This is a genomic window from Glycomyces sp. NPDC046736 (assembly GCF_040645615.1).
GTDB lineage: Bacteria > Actinomycetota > Actinomycetes > Mycobacteriales > Micromonosporaceae > Glycomyces.
On the sequence record NZ_JBEYYO010000002.1, the window covers coordinates 297,845 to 313,746 of the forward strand.

Consider the following 15,902-nt stretch of genomic DNA (forward strand, 5'->3'; position numbering starts at 1 on the left):
CTGCAGCGGATGCGACGCATCCGCTGCGGCGACCTCAGCTGGCGTTGACCAGTTCGACCACTTCGACCGGGTCGGCCTCGTCGCCGGTGGCGCGCAGGACCACCATCGTCTTGTCGACCGGGTTCCCGTCGGGCCCGAACGTGAGCGTCCCGGTGACGCCCGGCGCGGCGTAGTCGCGGAGGATCTCGGCGAGGTCGTCGGGGGCCACCTCGAAGCCCTCCTGCTGCGCCGCGGCGCCGACCACGCGCACCGCCTCGAACGACATGAGCGCCTGGCCGTCGCCGAGGTCGAGCGCGGTCATCCCGAACGTCTCGGCCAGGTCCTCGACGGCGTGCGCCATCGCCAGGCGCGAGTCCTCGTCACCGGGCCCGGCCTCGGCCCACTGCTGCGGGTGCGACAGGCCCATGACGTACAGGTCGACCCCGGCCGAGTCGCGGAAGTACGAGTACGACGTCGAACTGGGCGTGGTCGAAGCGTCGTCGCCGGAGACGATCGTCAGCCGGTGCTCGTCGCACCCGGCCACGTTCCCCCTGGACTGGAGGCTGCGAATCAGCGACGGCAGCGCGCCCTTGCCGAGCCCGGCGAAGAACACGTACCGGTCCCCGGTGATCTCCTGGCACAGCTCCTCGACGATCCCGTTGAACGAGGACGCGTTGATGCCGGCCTTGTCCGAGCCGTCGTAGTTGTAGGGTCGCGGCAGCTCCGCGCAGCCGTGCTCGGTGAGCGCGGTCGTGAAGCCCTGGTAGAGGGTGGCCGCGTAGTCGTAGTCCTTGTCGTCGTCGCGGATGATCACGGTCTGGCACGGGTCGGTGCGGCCCGCGATGAAGTCCACGATCGCGGCGGCCTCCTGCGTGTTGGTGGGGGAGACGCGGAACGTGGTGCGGTCGGGGTCGTTGACGCGCGGCAGCATCGAGTCGCCGGTCATGGTGGCGCCCATGAAGACCAGGCCCGCCTCGGCGATGCGCTCCACGAACCGCTCGGTGGTGCGGAAGCTGGAGCCGCCCCCGGCGACGGCGATGATGCCGTCCTTGTCGCGGCGGTCGACGATCGCGTCGGCGGCCTCCTCCCAGTCCTCGTTGCCCGACCCGAGGTCGGCCAGGAGCAGCCGCATCTTGTGGTTCTGCCCGTCGTTGACGATGGCCTGCGCGGCGATCGCGCCCTGGATCTGGTCGACCATGTCGGACAGCTGGTTCGGGTCCGATCCCTTGAACGTCAACGGGAGCGCGAGCACCACGGTGAAGTGCTCGACCTCCTCGGCGTCCGCGTTCTGCTCCCTGAGCACCTCGCAGGCGAGTTCGAGCCGCTCCTCGGTGCAGTTGGTGCCGTCGCTGATCGGCTGGCAGGTGCGCGGGAACCCGGTGGGCCCGAACACCGAATCGCCGCAGCCCCAGCCGAACGGGCGGAAGACCACGAACGCGACCGCGAGGACGACCGCGACGACACCGACGATCGCGACGGCCTTGAGGGCCTTGCGTCTTCCGGCCTTGTCGAATGTGGAGTCTCGCTTGGCGCCCGCGGTGCGGTCGGCGCTGTAGTACTGCCACTGCTCGTACTTCGCCTCGTCGTGGAGCAGCGCGGTGAGCTTGCCCCCTGAACTGGCGGGGACGTTCCCGTTGCCTTCCCTCTCGTGCCGGTACTCCTCGAAGCGCCCGTTCGTGGTGTGCCGCCCCAGATCACGCAGCTGCTGCGCGAACTGCGATGCGAGGTCGCCCTCGGCGCCGACGACCACGATCTCCAGGCCCGAGGCGAGCACGTCGAGCAAGAACGCGTTGGCGTAGATCGCGGCCAGGTCGTCGCGCCTGCTCAGCAGCCCGGGGTGGTCCTGCTCGTCGGGGCCGAACTGGGCGATCTTCTGGGCCAGCTCGCGGGCCTTGACGATGTGCAGGCGCGAGGCCCCGGACATCGACCGCTCCAGCAGGGCCCGCCTGCTGCCGTAGGCGATCCACCGCAAGAGCGAGTTGACCGGCCCGAACGGGATCGAGATGCCGAGCAGGTCGAACGAGGCGCCGCTCTGCGCGTTGGTGTTGAACCCGTGCAGCGCACCGGTGTTCGGGGAGTCGCCGCGCGCGGTGGTCAGGAACAGCGACAGCGCCTGATACGACTGCTGCGTCTCGTCGCCTCCCGCGAACCCGTACCGGGCCGCATGGTCGATCATGGACAGATGCGGCAGAAGCCTGCGCAGGTCGCCGTCCACCGACGCCGCGAAGCGCTCCCAGAACCGGGCGCCGTCGAGCTCGGCCGGGCCGCTGAGGTCGAGGCGGTGGGTGAAGTCGGCGCTCAGGCTGCTGAGCGCGCGCTCGTCGGCGCCGGATCCGACGACGAGCAGATCGGGGCGACCGCGGCGGGGCTTCGCGCGGCCGGGGTGCTGAGGGGGTGCAGGCTCGGGCATCTGTCGATGATGTCAGCACCGTGCGACACAACGTGTTCCAGAACGGGCGCTGTCAATTGCCCGACAGAAAAAACGGGGCCGGAGCTTCCGCTCCGGCCCCGCCTCATCTCGATCGGGGTCAGCCGGCCAGGAACGAGGTGTTCAGCAGCAGGTTCGGGCTGCCGTTGGTGCCCGAGATCGCGTCCTGGACGGCGTTCTCGGTCAGAGCGGTGACGACGTCGTCGGGGGTCGCCTCCGGGTTGGCCTCGAGGTAGAGCGCCACGACGCCCGCGACGTGCGGGGTCGCCATCGAGGTGCCCGAGATGGTGTTCTCGGCGTCGTCGCCGTCGATCCACGCGGAGGTGATCGCCGCGCCCGGCGCGAGGATGTCGACGCAGTCGCCCCAGTTCGACCACGAGGTCTGCGCGTCATTGGAGTCGGTGGCGCCCACGGTGATCGCCGACTCCTCCGAGGCCGGGGACACGTTGCACGCGTCCTGGCCCTCGTTGCCCGCGGCGATCGCGAAGGTCACGCCCGAGTCGACCGCCGCGGCGATCGCGTCGTTCAGCGCCTGCGAGAACCCGCCGCCGAGGCTCATGTTGGCCACGGCCGGACCGTCGGCGTTGGCCGCGACCCAGTCGATGCCGCCGATGATCGCCGAGTACGAACCCGAACCGGCGCAGTCGAGCACACGCACCGCGCGGATCGTCACGTCCTTGGCCAGGCCGTACGTCGAGCCGCCGATGGTCCCGGCGACGTGGGTGCCGTGACCGTGGCAGTCGTCGGGGTCGGCGTCGTCGTCGATGAAGTCGTAGCCCTCGCCGACGCGGCCGGTGAACTCCTGGTGGGTCGCGTTCAGGCCCGTGTCGAGCACGAACGCGTCCACGCCGGTCCCGCCCTGGTGGTACTCATAGGACGCGTCCAACGGAAGCGCCTCCTGGTCGACCCGGTCCAGGCCCCACGAGGGCGGGTCGGTCTGGACGTCGCTGGCGTAGGCGTACTGGTCCTGCTCCACGTACGCCACCGCGTCGTCCGCGGCCAGTTCCAGCGCCTCGGCCTCGGACATCTCGGCCACGTAGCCGTCGACGAGGTCGAGGGTGTGCTCGATGTCGACGTCCACGCCGAGGTCACTCGCCAACGCGCCCAGGCCCTTGGCCTGCTCTTCGAGGACGACGATGTACGAGCCCTCGATCGCGTCGGGGGAGTCGGCGTTGATGATGAACGCCGCCGGGTCTGCGCTGTCGTCGGCGGAGGCGTACGCGGTGGCGGCGATGACCGAGCCGCCCGCGGCCGCCGCTGCGACCGCGATCGCGGCCGCGGTGCGCAGCCGCCGATGTGTTCCTGCCCTGCTCAAGAGGGAACTCCTTCGGTTGTGCCCGATGGCCGCGCTGCTTGACTCGCGCCCACCGGGAAGGGTGGTCAGGGGCCCTGCGGTCCGCCCGGGCGGGAGCGGGCCGGGCGGGGAGGCCCGGCCCGCGGCACCCGTCCGGGCCTTGCGGCCGTGCGACGGACCGTCAGACCCTGAACGTGAGCCTAAACCTGAGAATAAATCGTGTAAAGGGTTTGTATCGGTTGAATAGATCAGTGAATGCCGATATCGAGCCTTTGGTCCAAAGCGGACGAATGGCCGAAGGCCCTCGCGCTCAGCGAGCGCGAGGGCCTTCGGTCTCAGAGGTCAGCGGTGCCTTTCGGTGCCGCTCAGAGGGTGTAGAGCAACCGGTTCGGGCTGCCCGAGCCCGCGCCGGTGACCACGCCGGTGGTCGCGTTCGAGACGATCCAGTTCTTCACCGTCGTCGTCGAGGCGTTCGGGTTGGCCTGCAAGTAGAGCGCGACCGCGCCCGCGACGTGCGGGGAGGCCATCGAGGTGCCCGAGATCGTGTTCGTCGCCGTGTCGCTGGTGTGCCACGCGGATGTGATGTTCGAACCGGGCGCGAAGACGTCCACGCAGGTGCCGTAGTTGGAGTAGCTCGCCCGCGCGTCGGTCGAGGTGGTCGCCCCGACGGTGATGGCCGGGCCGGTGGAGGCCGGAGACCTGTTGCAGGCGTTGGTGTTCTCGTTGCCGGCCGCGACCGCGAAGGTCACGCCCGAGGAGATCGCCGAGGACACCGCGTTGTTGAGCGAGGCCGAGTAGCCGCCGCCGAGGCTCATGTTCGCCACGGCGGGCTTGATCGCGTTGGCCGCGACCCAGTTGATGCCGTTGATGACCCCGGCGGTGGTGCCCGAGCCCGAGTTGTTCAGCACGCGCACACCGTGGAGCGTGACGCCTTTGGCCACACCGTGGATCGTGCCGCCGACGGTCCCGGCCACGTGGGTGCCGTGCCCGTTGCCGTCCTGCGGGTTGGAGTCGCCGTCGACGAAGTCGTAGCCGTTGCCCACGCGCCCGGAGAACTGCGAGTGGGTGGCGCGGATGCCGGTGTCGATGATGTAGGCGTGGACGCCCGCACCGGTGTAGTTGTAGGTGTAGGTCGTCGACAGCGGCCGGTTGCGCTGGTCGATGCGGTCCAGGCCCCACGTGGCGTTGGTCTGGGTCGCGTCCAGGGTCACGACCGCGTTCTGCTCCACGAAGGCCACGCCGTCCTCGGCGGCGAGTTCCTTCGCCTCCAGTTCGGTGGCCTCCAACAGGAACGCGTCGACCTCTTCGTAGACTTCGACGACCTCGCCGCCGTCCACATCGGCCACTTCGGCCTTGAGGGAGGCGTTGTCCTCCAAGACGACGATGTACTCGCCCGCGATCGCGCCGGGGGCGTCCTGGCCCACGATCGTGCCGAGGGTGGTCTGGGCTTCGGCGGCGGTGGCCGTGAACGCCAGTGCGGTGAATACGGCTGCGCCGAGCGACGCGGCCGCGGTGGTTCTCTTCTTGTGCGACATGGACTTGCGATCCCTTCGGGTGGTCCGGGCCGGGGTTTGGCCCGAACGGGATTGAGGGTGGCGGGGACCGAGGGCGGGGACCGGATCGGCGGGTCGCCGACACTTGCGTGCGGGGGCCGCGGGGGCCCTGTCGCCTCGCGACGGCTCCAGGTCGCGAAGGCTCGACGGGAGGGCCCGCCCGCGGTCACCCGCTATTCACTTGTGCGGGGGCGGATCAGAGTTCGAGGCCCCAGTGGTTGAGCGTCCCGGTGTCACCGGCGAACGCGTCGACGATGCGCAGCGTCCAAGTGCCGCTTGCGGTCTCGCTGGAGAGGTTCACGGTGTAGGTCGCGATCACGTTGTCCGCCGAGTCGAACCCGGAGGCCTTCACCTGGTAACTGGTGCCGTCCGGCGCGATCAGGTAGATCGCGAGGTCGCCGCGGTAGGTGTGGGTGATGTTGACCGAGACCTTGGAGGTCGCGCTCGCGCTGCCCTCGCAGTCGAGGGCGATGGTGGAGTTGACGGTGGCGCGGTCGGGGATCGGCACGGCGGTGGTGTTGGTCGCGGCGCAGTCGCTCGGCTCGCCGGGGTCGCCGCCGCCGTCCTCGGTTCCGGTGTACAGCAGCAGGTTCGGGCTGCCCTGGACGTCGGAGATGCGGCCCTCGGAGGCGTTGCCGGTGACCCACTCGGCCACGTCGTCGGTGGTCGCGCCCGGGTTGAGGCCCAGGTAGACCGCCACGGCGCCCGCCACGTGCGGCGAGGCCATCGAGGTGCCCGAGATGGTGTTCGTGGCCGTCGCGCTGGTGTGCCAGGCGGAGGTGATGCCCACGCCGGGCGCGAAGACGTCCACACAGGACCCGTAGTTGGAGAAGTACGCGCGGGTGTCGGTGTTGTCGGTGGCGCCCACGGTGATCGCGTCGGCGGCCGAGGCCGGGGACTTGGTGCACGCGTCGGTGTCCTCGTTGCCGGCCGCGACCGCGAAGGTCACGCCCGAGGCCACGGCGGCGTTCACCGCGTCGTTGACGGCCTGGGAGAACCCGCCGCCGAGGCTCATGTTCGCCACGGACGGACCCGAAGCGTTGGCGGCCACCCAGTCGATGCCGGCGATGACGTCGGCGTAGGTGCCCGAGCCGGCGCAGTCGAGGACGCGCACGCCCACGAGCGTGACCTCCTTGGCCAGGCCGTACGTGGTCCCGCCGACCGTGCCCGCCACGTGGGTGCCGTGGCCGTTGCAGTCGTTCGGGTTCGTGTCGCCGTCGACGAAGTCGTACCCGGCGCCCACGCGCCCGGTGAACTCCTGGTGGGTGGCGAGGATGCCGGTGTCGATGACGTAGGCGGTGACGCCCTCACCGGTGCCGAGATACTCGTAGTTCCCGTCCAGGGGCAGGTCGAGCTGGTCGACCCGGTCGAGGCCCCACGTGGCGCCGGTCTGGACGTCGGCCACGGAGACCGTCTGGTTCTGCTCGACGTAGGCCACCGAGTCGTCGGCGGCCAGGCGCGAGGCCTCGGTCGCGGTCATCTCGGCGAGGTAGCCGTTGACCGAGTCGAAGGTGTCCTCGATGGTCGCGCCGTATTCGTCGACGGTGGCGGAGGTGGCGGCGGACAGCTCCCGGTCCATCACGACCAGATAGGACCCCGCCACGGCGGTGTCGGAGTCGGCGGCGAGGACTTCGGCGGTGAGCGGATCGGCTTGGGCCGCAAGGCCGCCGAAGGCGATCGAGCCGACGATGGCGGTGCCGCCGATGACGGCGGCCGCCGTTCGGCGAACAGTCGGGTACGAGACGGTCATAGGGGGGTACTCCCTCTCGGTTCGGAAGGCCCAGTACGCACCAGGGCGCACCGTGGCACAGGGCGCGGTTCGGTGGAACCGGGCCCTTTCGGGCTTTCAAACCGAGGTTAGGGAAATCACAACGAATTGTGAAGACCCTGGAAGATGCCCATAAATCACTGAATGAAGAGTCCGTTACCAACCGGTATACGCCCGTAAGAAACCGATAGAATATTCGGCTCCGTTATGAAACCGCGACCTGCCGCACGCAAGCCCATGCGCAGCGGTGATGCATTGAAAGCGTTGCACCGCACCGGGAAGCGCCGCCTACTCGGCGAGCTCCATCCACCGCTCCTCGATCTCGTCCTTCTCGGTCTCCAGAGCGGACAGTCCCGACTGGAGCTCGGTGAGCTTGCCCGGATCGGTCGCGAACTCGGCCATCTGGGCGTGCACGCCCGTGATCTTCTCCTCGACCTTCGCCAGGCGCCGCTCCAGCTTCCCCAGCTCCTTCTGCACCGCCCGGTCCTGGGCCGCCGAAGTCACCGGCGCCGCCTTCGCCTGCGGCGCGGGCGCAGCGGTCTTGTCCACTTCGGCCCGGCGCTCCAGATACTCCTCGATGCCCCGAGGCAGCATCCGCAGCCGCCGGTCGCCCAGCAGCGCCCACGTCTCGTCGGCCACCCGCTCGGTGAAGTACCGGTCGTGGCTGACGACCACCATCGTCCCGGCCCAGTCGTCGAGCAGGTCTTCGAGCTGCGTCAACGTCTCGATGTCGAGATCGTTCGTGGGCTCGTCCAGGAACAGCACGTTCGGCTCGGCCATCAGCAGGCGCGCCAACTGCAAGCGCCGCCGCTGCCCGCCGGAGAGGTCGCGCACGAACGTGCGCTGGCGCCCGCCCACGAACCCGAGCCGCTCGGCGAGCTGCCCGGCCGACATCTCCTTCTTGCCCAACTGGACCCGCTTGGCGACGGCCTCGACCGCTTCGAGCACGCGCCACGAACCGTCCAGGTCCTCCATGTGCTGGGTCAGCCACGCGAGCTTGACGGTGCGCCCGACCTTGATGCGGCCCTTGGCCGGCTGCACGTCCTCGAGCGCGGCGGCGAGGGCGCGCAGCAGCGAGGTCTTGCCCGCGCCGTTGACCCCGAGCAGCCCGATCCGCTTGCCCGGACCGAGGATCCAGTCCAGATGCTCCAAAAGGGTCTTGTCGCCGGCCTGGACGGTCACGTCCTTCGCCTCGAACACGGTCTTGCCCAGGCGGCCGGTCGCGAAGCTGATCAGCTCGGCGGTGTCGCGCGGCGGCGGCTCGTTCGCGATGAGCTCGTTGGCCGCGTCGATGCGGAACTTCGACTTCGAGGTGCGCGCCTTGGGGCCGCGGCGCAGCCACGCCAGCTCCTTGCGCATGAGGTTCTGGCGCTTCTCCTCGGCCACGTTGGCCTGGCGCTCGCGCTCGGCGCGGGCGAGGACGTAGGCCGAGTAGCCGCCGTCGTACTCGTAGACGTTGCCGCGCTGGACGTCCCAGATGCGGTCGCAGATCTCGTCGAGGAACCAGCGGTCGTGCGTGACGACGATGATCGCGGCGCGGGTGCCGCCCAGATGCGAAGCGAGCCAGGCGATCCCCTCGATGTCGAGGTGGTTGGTGGGCTCGTCGAGCAGGAGCAGGTCGGCGTCGGCGGTCAGGACCCGGGCGAGGTCGACGCGGCGCCGCTCGCCGCCGGAGAGGACGCCGATACGCGAGTCGAGGCCCTCGGGGAGCTTGGGGGCGTCGAGGCCGCCGAACAGCCCGGTGAGGATCTCGCGGACGCGGGCGTCGGAGGCCCATTCGTGGGCGTCGGCGTCGCCGAAGAGGGCCTCGCGCACGGTGGCGGCGTCGTCGAGGTCGTCGGTCTGGCCGAGCACCACGACGCGGGTGCCGCCGGTGTGGACCACGCGCCCCGAATCCGGCTCGTCGGCCCGCGCGATGAGCCGCAGGAGCGTGGACTTCCCGTCGCCGTTGCGGCCGACCACGCCCACGCGCTGCGACGCGGCGATGCCGAGGGACACCGCGTCGAGGATGACCTGGTCGGGGTAGGCCTTCGAGACGGTTTCGAGATTGACGAGATTGGGCGCTGACACGAGGCACAAGCCTACCCGGGCCCCAGCCGCCCCCGTGCGCGCGAGCACGCCGAGAGCGACGCAGAGCGCCCCGAAGACGAACCGCAGCCGCCTCCGTGCGCGAGCACGCCGGGGGTTGAGGGCGAGCGGCGTGGGTCCGTCCCTGCGCCGCCCCGTGCGCGCGAGCACTCCGGGCACACGCGAGGCTGATTCCGGCGCCGCTACGCGTGCCCGGCTCGCGCTTTGACCTCCCTTCGGGTGACATGGGCGCTGGTGGGGGCGGTTCTTGTCGTACCCGGCGGGGATGCTCGCACCTATATTTCCCCTCCGGGTGGGTGGGGGCTAGGGATGGCCGACCAGGCAAGGCCCGGGAAATCGGTTGATGCGAACGGTTGCTGACTCTGCTATGGTGTCACGGAAAAGTCATTGTGACGTCACGAACGGACTCTTATGGCATCCCCTAGATTCGCCACCGGGCGTGCGGTGCTCACCGTCGCCCGGCTCCTGCCTCGCATCAGCCGACCCCGCACCGCGCTGTTCGCCCTCACCACCGTCCTCACCGCCGCGCTTCCGCTGGTCATGACCATCTGCACCGGTCTGCTCATCGGCGCCGTTCCGGCCGCCGCGGCGGCCGGGGCCGATTCTTCGGAGGCCCGCGGCGCCTACCTCCTGCTCGCCGCGGGCGCGGGAGCGCTCCTCGCCGCCCGCGTGGTCGGCAACTTCCACCGCGCCAACGCTCTGGTGCTCGGCCGCGAGCTCGAACTGCTCCTCCAAGACCGCCTCATCGCCGCCGTGGCCCGGCCCGTCGGCATCGCCCACCTCGAAGACGACGAGGTCCTCGCGCTGCTGCGCGTGGCCCGCCAGCTCGGCGCCGACTTCATGCGCCCCGAACGCGCCGTCCAGGGCCTGGGCACCATCGCGCCGCAGTTCCTCGAAGCGGCGGGCGCCGCGATCGTGCTCGCGTTCTTCAACATCTGGGTCGGCCTGGCCTGGCTCGTCGCCTGGCCCGCGATCTTCCTCGCCATGCAGGCCGAGTACAACCGCGTCGGCAAGACCGCCTACCTGCGCTCCACCGAGATGCGCGAGACCGAGTATGTGCGCGACCTCGCCATCACCGCCGCCCCCGCCAAGGAGATCCGCGTCTGGGGCCTCATGGGCTGGCTCATGGACCGCTACGACCGCCAGTGGGCCGCGCGCATGGACCACTCCAAACGCCACCAGCGCATCCGCCTGCGCACCGCCGTCTGTGTGATCGCCACGCTTCTGGTGCTCACCGCGATCACCACGTTGGGCCTGGTCGACGCCGGGCTCAGCGGCGCGGTCGGTCTGGGCGCCCTGGGCGTCTACATCATCGCGCTCACCGGGATGTTCCAGTTCTCGGCGTTCGACGACGTGGCCGCGTTCGTGGCCTTCGGCTCGCTCCCGGTCCCCAAGATCCTCGACCTGGACGCCGAACTCGAAGCCGAGCGGATCAGCGCCACTGCCGAACTGCCCAGCGCCGCACCGCAACAGCGCATCCGCTTCGAAGACGTCGGCTTCACCTACCCCGGCGCGAGCAGGCCGGTCATCGAAGGCCTCGACCTGGAGATCACCGCGGGGACCTCCCTGGCCGTGGTGGGCCACAACGGGGCCGGGAAGACCAGCCTCGTCAAGCTCCTCTCCGGCTTCTACGCCCCGACCGCGGGGCGCATCACCGTGGACGGCACCGACCTCGCCGAGGTCGACCCGGCCGTGTGGCGCACCCGCCTCTCGGCGCTGTTCCAGGACTTCACCCGCTACCAGCTCAGCGTGCGCGACAACATCACCCTGGGCGCGCCGCACCTCGCGGGCGACACCGACCGGATCTGGAAGGCCTGCGAGCCGATGGGCATCCGCGACCTCATCGAATCGCTCCCCAGTGGACTGGAGACGGTGCTCTCCAGCGAGTACGACGGCGGCACCGACCTCTCCGGCGGCCAGTGGCAGCGGATCGCCCTGGCCCGCGCGCTGTTCGCCGTCCAGGCGGGCGCGAAGGTCTTGGTCCTCGACGAGCCCGCCGCCGCGCTCGACGTGCGCGCCGAAGCCGAGCTGTACGAGCAGTTCCTCGACATCACCGCCGGTCTCACCACGATCGTCATCTCCCACCGGTTCTCCACGGTGCGCCGCGCCGACCGCATCGTGGTCCTCGACGGCGGCCGCGTGGTCGAGGACGGCAGCCACGACCAGCTCATGGACCTCGGCGGCCGTTACGCCGACGCGTTCACCCTCCAAGCCTCGCGCCTCGCGCGCTGACCCCCCAGGAGCATCCGTGTTCTCACGCATCACCGCCTGGTGGCGCGGCCTGACCGGCGCGATCGCCGTCGGCTACCGCGCCAACCCGAAAGCGATCACCGCGCAACTCGTCCTCGGCGCTTTCGCCGCCGTCCTCTCGCCGTTCGCGGTGTACCTCACCAAGCTCATGGTCGATCAGATCCAAAATGGTCAGTCCACTGAGGCTTATTACGCGGCGGGCGGACTCGCGCTCGTCGTGGCCGCGGTCTGGGCCAGCATCTTCGCCTACGTCAAGATCGTGTTCGAGGTCCTCGACCACACCCACCGCGCCGCCGACCGGGAGGTCATGGCGCTCATGGGGAATCCGCCGGGCCTGGACCACCACGAGCGCTCCGACTACCTCGACGAGGTGCAGCGCATCCGCGAGGACCGCTGGCTCCTCGCGGGCGGCACCAACTGGATGGTGCAGTGGACGCGGGCGGTGATCACCATCGTCGTCGGCGGGGTGATGCTCGCCCAGGTCCACCCGCTGCTCCTGCTGTTCCCGGCGCTTTCCCTGTTCGGCCTGTTCGTCGCCAAGCGCGCCAACGACATCGAGATCGACGTCATGGAGACCACCAGCGCGCCCGAGCGGCGCCGCAGGCACCTCTTCGAGGTCGCGACCCTGGCCGAATCCGGGAAGGAACTGCGCATCTTCGGCTCCACCGCCGAGATCGCGCGCCGCCACCACGAAGCGGCCCGCACCGTCGCCGACATCCGCAACCGGGGCCAATGGCGCTCGGCCCGCACCTCCAACCTCGAAGGCGTGCTCGCCGCGATCGGCATGGCCGCAGGGGTCGCCCTCGTGCTCAACCTGGCGATCAACGGCCGCGCCACCGCGGGCGACGTGATCCTCCTCGTGGGCCTGATCGGGATGATCGCCGGCAACGCGGGGAACCTCGCGGCGCAGACGATGTTCCTGCTGCGCTTGGGCAAACTCGGCACCCGCCTCGCCTGGCTGCGCGGCTACGCCGAGCAGACCAGCGGCCCGGTCGAACCCGCGCCGGTCCCCGACCGGCTCGAAGCCGGCATCACCCTCGAAGGGGTCAGCTTCGCCTACCCCGAGGCCGAGCGGCCCTCGCTGGACGAGGTGACCTTGACGCTCCCGGCCGGGAAGGTCGTGGCCCTGGTGGGCGAGAACGGCGCGGGCAAGACCACGCTCGTCAAGCTCCTGTCCGGTTTCTACCAGCCCACCGAAGGCCGCATCGGCGTCGACGGCCACGACCTCTCCGGTTTCGCCGCGAGCGAGTGGCGCGAGCGCATCGGCGCGACCTTCCAGGACTTCACCCGCTTCGAGTTCACCGCCCGCGAGTCGATCGGCATCGGCGACAACCGATCCGGATACGACGACGACACCGTCCGGGCCGCGATGACCCGCGCCGGAGCCGAAGACGTCATCGACGACCTGCCCGAAGGCCTCGACACCCGCCTGGGCGCCCGCTGGGACGAGGGCACCGACCTCTCCGGCGGCCAATGGCAGAAGATCGCCATCGGCCGCGGCCGCATGCGGCCCGACCCGCTCCTGGTCGTCTTCGACGAACCGACCGCCGCCCTCGACCCCCAGACCGAGCACGCCCTCTTCGAACGCTTCGCCGCCGAAGTCCACGCGGGCCGCCAAAGAGGCACCGTCACCGTCCTGGTCTCCCACCGCTTCTCCACCGTCTCCATGGCCGACCTCATCGTCGTCATGGAATCCGGCCGCGTCGCCGAGATCGGCACCCACGACGACCTCATGGCCCGAGGCGGCGCCTACTCCGAGCTCTACACCCTCCAGTCCTCGGCCTACCGCTGACCGGACCGGTGCCCCGAGCCCGCGCTCGGGGCACCGGCCGAAGCTCGTTGCGGGAGCCGCGCACTGCCTGCACACTGGGAGGATGGGTGATGAGGTGCCGCTTGAAGGCGGTTGGATGAGCAGTGCGGTGCTCAAGGACGGGAGCGTGCGGCGGAGCGTGGGGACCAACGCGGGGTTTGCGCATCGGCTGCTGCGCCACTTCGAGAACGCGGGGTGGGATCACGCGCCGCGGCTGCTCGGGGTCGACCCCGAGGGACGGGAGATGCTGGGCTACATCGAAGGCGAGGCCGCGATCGAGTTCGACCGGTCGGCCTACGCCGAAACCGACGCGAGCCTGGCCCGGCTCGGCGCGTTGGTCAGGCAGTTCCACGACCTCGCGGCCGATCCGGCCCTGTCGGGAGAGGCCGAGACGGTGTGCCACAACGACCTGTCCCCGAAGAACACGATCTATGTGGACGGCCTGCCGGTGGCGATCATCGACTGGGACGGGGCCGCTCCAGGGGAGCGCGTGCATGACGTGGCGCATCTGTGCTGGCAGCATCTCAGGCTCGGGCCCAAGGCCACCGACGTCCCCGAGACCGCACGGCGCCTCGGGCTCGTCTGCGACGCGTACGGACTCGACGAGGACCGCCGGAGCAGGCTCGTCGAGGCGGTCCTGTGGTGGCAGGAACGCTGCTGGCGCGGCATCGAAGCCGAAGCAGCGGCAGGGGACCCGGTGAAGATCCGGTTGCGCGACATGGGGACTCCCGCCTGGATCCGGGAATGTCACGTGTGGGTCGAGTCCCACCAGGCCGAACTCGAAGCGGCCCTGTGAATCAGCGCGTGAACGGCTCGTAGACCGCCCGACCGGTGCGGCGCGCTTCCAAGCCCAAAGCGATGCGCGGCCGGTTGAAATAGGCCGCGCGCTCGGCGGCCTCGTCCAGGTCGAAGAACCCGAAGTCGGCCAGTTCCTCCTCCTGCAACCGAATCCGCGACGGGTCGTCGAGCACCCCGCCGTCGAAGAGGTACATCGTGAGCGGCTCGTCCACGATCTGCGGGACCTGCGGGATGAAGTCGACCAGGAGCAGGTCGCCCACCGGCAGGGCGAGGCCGATCTCCTCCTTGATCTCGCGCGCGCAGCCCTCGTGCGGCGACTCTCCCTTGTCGACCATGCCGCCCACGAACAGCCAGTCGTCCCGGTAGTGCGGCTTGACCAGCAGCACCCGGTCGTCCGGGTCGGTGATCAGCGCGGACGCGACCGTGTACGAGACCGCGATCGTCTCAAGGAACTGCTTCGAAAACGCGTCATCACCCATGCCGCCCAACCTATCGCGGATCAACGCGCACCGAAGGAACGCCGGTACGCCGCCGGGGTGGTGCCCACCAGGGCCCGGAACCGCCTGCGCAGGTTCACCGCCGAGGACAGGCCCGCCCGCGCCGCCACCGCCTCGACCGAAAGGTCGGTCTCCTCCAACAGCACCCGCGCCGCCGCGACCCGCTGCGCGAGCAGCCAGCGCCCGGGGCTCATGCCGAGCTGGTCGGCGAACCGGCGCGCGAGCGTGCGGGTCGAGACCCGGCCGCGTTCGGCGAGCGCCTCCACGCTCAGATCCTCGCCGAGATGCTCGACCGCCCATTCGAGCAGCGGCCCGAGCGAGTCAGCCGCTGCGGCGGTCTCGGCGGCCGCGTATTGGCGTTGGCCCCCTTCGCGATGCGGCGGCATCACCATGTGCCGCGCGACCTGTGCCGCGTACGCCGCGCCCAGGTCGCGCCGCACCAGGTGCAGGCACAGGTCGACCCCGGCGGAGGTGCCCGCGCTGGTGGCCACGTCGCCGTGGTCGATGAAGATCGGGTCGGCCTCGACTTCGACGCTCGGGTAGCGGGCCCGCAGTTCTTCGGCCATCCGCCAGTGCGTGGTGGCCCGCCTCCCGTCGAGCAATCCGGCCTCGGCGAGCACGAACGCCCCCGAGCAGATCGCCGCGATCCGGGCTCCGCGCCGATGCGCGGCCCGCAGCCCTTCCAGGACCGCCGGGCCGGGCATCCGGTCGCGGTCCTGGAGCCCGGGCACCACGATCGTGTCGGCCCGCGACAGCGCTTCGAGGCCTTCGCTGACGGCCATCGCGTATCCGGCGAGGGTCGGGACCAGGCCCGGCGTCTCGGTGCAGACGCCGAACGCGTACCGGGATGGCAGTGCGGGCCGGTCGGTGCCGAAGACCTCGGCGGCGCAGGCGAGTTCGAACGTCGACTGCGGGGCGGTCACGAGGGCGGTGACGCGATGCGGGCTCATGGCAGAAAAGTACCTCAAGAAGTCGATCCTGACACTGACGCGGCGCGTGGCGCGGCGCGAGGATCGACCCATGACTGAAGCGCACGATATGCAGGTCGTCCAGGTCGACGACGTGGAAGCCGTCGAGGTCGTCCCCGGGATCATCCGGCGGCGGCTCGCGATCACCGAGCACGCCCGCGGCTGGGTCTACGATTTCGCGCCCGGCACCGAGTGGCCCGAGGTGGACGTGCACGAGGCCGAGGAGCGCTACTACGTCGTCTCCGGTGAGTTCATCGACCGCGGCCAGCGGCTCGGACCGGGCAGCTACGTGGTGTTCGCGCCCGGCAGCTCGCACCAGCCGCGCACCGAGACCGGGGCCCGGATGCTGGGCATCAGCATCACCGGGTAAGGCCTGTGGATAACTTCGGTGAAACCGGTTCCTAGCTGGGGTTTCGCCTGTGGATAACGCAGACGCCGCCGGGGTGAGCCCCGGCGGCGTCGCAGGTGT

11 protein-coding genes are annotated in these 15,902 nt (G+C 70.3%); 4 read left to right on the plus strand and 7 right to left on the minus strand.

What is annotated here, in order from left to right; all coding sequences use genetic code 11:
- Positions 1-34: 34 nt before the first annotated feature.
- From AB0B28_RS03295 to AB0B28_RS03315, 5 genes are all read right to left on the minus strand, one after another.
- The gene (locus AB0B28_RS03295) at positions 35-2,389 is read right to left on the minus strand and encodes a hypothetical protein (protein WP_360115674.1); all 2,355 of its coding nucleotides are present in this window, start codon (positions 2,387-2,389) and stop codon (positions 35-37) included.
- 118 nt (positions 2,390-2,507) lie between these two features.
- Positions 2,508-3,722, minus strand: coding sequence for a S8 family serine peptidase (locus AB0B28_RS03300; protein WP_360115677.1), 1,215 nt, complete (start codon positions 3,720-3,722; stop codon positions 2,508-2,510).
- 344 nt (positions 3,723-4,066) lie between these two features.
- Positions 4,067-5,236 carry a S8 family peptidase gene (locus AB0B28_RS03305; protein WP_360115680.1) on the minus strand — a complete coding sequence of 390 codons (1,170 nt, stop codon included), beginning with the start codon at positions 5,234-5,236 and terminating at the stop codon, positions 4,067-4,069.
- 214 nt (positions 5,237-5,450) lie between these two features.
- Positions 5,451-7,004: a S8 family peptidase gene (locus AB0B28_RS03310; RefSeq protein WP_360115683.1), complete on the minus strand. Its 1,554-nt coding sequence runs from the start codon at positions 7,002-7,004 to the stop codon at positions 5,451-5,453.
- Between the two features lie 306 nt (positions 7,005-7,310).
- Positions 7,311-9,092, minus strand: a complete 1,782-nt coding sequence (locus AB0B28_RS03315) for an ABC-F family ATP-binding cassette domain-containing protein (RefSeq protein WP_360115686.1) — start codon at positions 9,090-9,092, stop codon at positions 7,311-7,313.
- Between the two features lie 429 nt (positions 9,093-9,521).
- On the opposite strand from AB0B28_RS03315, the gene AB0B28_RS03320 reads away from it, so the two are divergent.
- The 3 genes from AB0B28_RS03320 to AB0B28_RS03330 all read left to right on the plus strand — a co-directional run bounded on the left by AB0B28_RS03320 (position 9,522) and on the right by AB0B28_RS03330 (position 13,966).
- Complete coding sequence (locus AB0B28_RS03320; RefSeq protein WP_360115689.1) at positions 9,522-11,342, plus strand: ATP-binding cassette domain-containing protein; 1,821 nt, start codon at positions 9,522-9,524, stop codon at positions 11,340-11,342.
- Positions 11,343-11,358: 16 nt separating this feature from the next.
- Positions 11,359-13,152, plus strand: coding sequence for an ABC transporter ATP-binding protein (locus AB0B28_RS03325; RefSeq protein WP_360115692.1), 1,794 nt, complete (start codon positions 11,359-11,361; stop codon positions 13,150-13,152).
- Positions 13,153-13,234: 82 nt separating this feature from the next.
- Positions 13,235-13,966, plus strand: coding sequence for a phosphotransferase (locus tag AB0B28_RS03330; protein WP_360115694.1), 732 nt, complete (start codon positions 13,235-13,237; stop codon positions 13,964-13,966).
- A 1-nt stretch (position 13,967) separates the two neighbouring features.
- Here AB0B28_RS03330 and AB0B28_RS03335 read toward each other — a convergent pair whose 3' ends face one another.
- Both AB0B28_RS03335 and AB0B28_RS03340 read right to left on the minus strand, forming a co-directional pair.
- A complete protein-coding gene (locus AB0B28_RS03335; RefSeq protein ID WP_360115697.1) occupies positions 13,968-14,447 on the minus strand; it encodes an NUDIX hydrolase in 480 nt (159 codons plus the stop codon).
- 20 nt (positions 14,448-14,467) lie between these two features.
- Positions 14,468-15,415, minus strand: a complete 948-nt coding sequence (locus AB0B28_RS03340) for a helix-turn-helix domain-containing protein (protein ID WP_360115700.1) — start codon at positions 15,413-15,415, stop codon at positions 14,468-14,470.
- Positions 15,416-15,485: 70 nt separating this feature from the next.
- On the opposite strand from AB0B28_RS03340, the gene AB0B28_RS03345 reads away from it, so the two are divergent.
- Complete coding sequence (locus tag AB0B28_RS03345; RefSeq protein WP_360115703.1) at positions 15,486-15,803, plus strand: cupin domain-containing protein; 318 nt, start codon at positions 15,486-15,488, stop codon at positions 15,801-15,803.
- Positions 15,804-15,902 lie beyond the last annotated feature (99 nt).

Bases quoted from the DNA above. Each gene is read 5' to 3' on its own strand.
- AB0B28_RS03295 (WP_360115674.1), bottom strand. From the start codon at position 2,389: ATGCCCGAGCCTGCACCCCCTCAGCACCCCGGCCGCGCGAAGCCCCGC.
- AB0B28_RS03305 (WP_360115680.1), bottom strand. From the start codon at position 5,236: ATGTCGCACAAGAAGAGAACCACCGCGGCCGCGTCGCTCGGCGCAGCC.
- AB0B28_RS03310 (WP_360115683.1), bottom strand. From the start codon at position 7,004: ATGACCGTCTCGTACCCGACTGTTCGCCGAACGGCGGCCGCCGTCATC.
- AB0B28_RS03320 (WP_360115689.1), top strand. From the start codon at position 9,522: ATGGCATCCCCTAGATTCGCCACCGGGCGTGCGGTGCTCACCGTCGCC.
- AB0B28_RS03330 (WP_360115694.1), top strand. From the start codon at position 13,235: ATGGGTGATGAGGTGCCGCTTGAAGGCGGTTGGATGAGCAGTGCGGTG.
- AB0B28_RS03335 (WP_360115697.1), bottom strand. From the start codon at position 14,447: ATGGGTGATGACGCGTTTTCGAAGCAGTTCCTTGAGACGATCGCGGTC.
- AB0B28_RS03340 (WP_360115700.1), bottom strand. From the start codon at position 15,415: ATGAGCCCGCATCGCGTCACCGCCCTCGTGACCGCCCCGCAGTCGACG.
- AB0B28_RS03345 (WP_360115703.1), top strand. From the start codon at position 15,486: ATGACTGAAGCGCACGATATGCAGGTCGTCCAGGTCGACGACGTGGAA.